Genomic DNA, 1,263 nt, shown 5'->3' with positions numbered 1-1,263 from the left:
GCCCCCGACCCGACCCGCGGCGACGGCGCCGGCGGTGGCTGGGCCGGCGGCGGCAGCGTCTTCGCCGGTGTCCTGATGCTGGTCAGCGGGATCCTCGGGATCCTCAACGGCATCGCGGGCATCGCCAAGGACGACGTGTACGGCCGGATCGGCGACTACGTCTACTCCTTCAACCTGACCACCTGGGGCTGGATCCACCTGGTCATCGGCATCCTCGTGGCGCTCACCGGCTGGGGCATCCTGAAGGGCTCGGACTGGGCGCGCGGCGCGGGCATCGGCCTCGCCGCGCTCTACATCGTCGAGTACTTCATGTTCCTGCCGTACGCGCCCGTGTGGTCGGTGATCTCCATCGGCATCGGCGTCTTCGTCATCTGGGCGCTGGCGAGCGAGCCGTCCCGCTCCGCCACGTCACGATCCGGCACCACCCGGCCCGTCTGACAACCGTCCGGGCCGCGCTCTCGTCCTTCCGGGAGGATCCTCAAGTCCGGGATCCGGCAGCACCCCCGCGAAAGGCAGGGCATTGGACCAGCGCCCCATGACGGACGAGGCGTCCGACGCCCTGGGTCACGACGACGAGGGCGGCGGACGCCGTCGTCGTGTCAACAGGGCCGGGGCGTGGGCGGCGGCCCTGCTGTTCGCCGGGCTCAGCGCGGTGGTCGGCTGCCGCGCCGCCGACACCGACGCCGTCACCCCCGTCCCGCAGTTGCTCGCCTTCCTGCCCTGGCTGACCGCCCCCGCCGTCGCCGCGCTGCTGCTCGCGCTCCTCGCGCGCTGGCGCACCGGGATGGTGTGGGGCGTCCTCGTGCTCGGCGCGCTGGCCTGGTTCATGGAGCCGTACGGGAGCGAGACCGAACCCGACGGGGCGCCCGTGTCCGGCATCCGCGTGCTGTCCTCGAACGTGCAGTTCGGGCAGGGCACGGACGCGCTGATCGACACGCTCACCCGCACCGAGCCGGACGTCGTCTTCGTCGAGGAGTGCGACCCCACCTGCCAGGACGAGCTGAGCCGCAACTCGCTGGAGACGGCGTACCCGTACCGGCAGGCGGTGCGCGCGGAGGGCTCGGAGGGCTCCCTGCTCCTCAGCGCGTTCCCGCTGAAGGCGGCGCGGGCGGTGCCCGGCACGATGGGCATGCCGGGCGCGACCGCGGACGTGCGCGGGCATCCGGTGCGGCTCCAACTCGCCCATCCCATGCCGCCGCTGCCGGACCAGGTCGGGCTGTGGAAGCGCGAGCTGGGCCGCCTGCGGGACTTCGCGGCCGCGGG

General features: G+C 73.2%; 2 protein-coding genes. Both read left to right on the top strand.

Annotated elements, in window-relative coordinates; translation table 11 throughout:
- Positions 1–438 (top strand): hypothetical protein (locus G3I40_RS00850; protein ID WP_164300206.1); only part of this gene is annotated, 438 nt, incomplete at its 5' end.
- 97 nt (positions 439–535) lie between these two features.
- A partial coding sequence (locus G3I40_RS00845; protein ID WP_203643148.1) for an endonuclease/exonuclease/phosphatase family protein occupies positions 536–1,263 on the top strand: 728 nt, incomplete at its 3' end.

The organism is Streptomyces sp. SID14478, from assembly GCF_010548525.1.
In the GTDB taxonomy this organism is placed as follows: domain Bacteria; phylum Actinomycetota; class Actinomycetes; order Streptomycetales; family Streptomycetaceae; genus Streptomyces.
The sequence above is the reverse complement of the archived record's forward strand: the minus strand, read 5'-3'. Positions and strand labels throughout refer to the sequence as shown.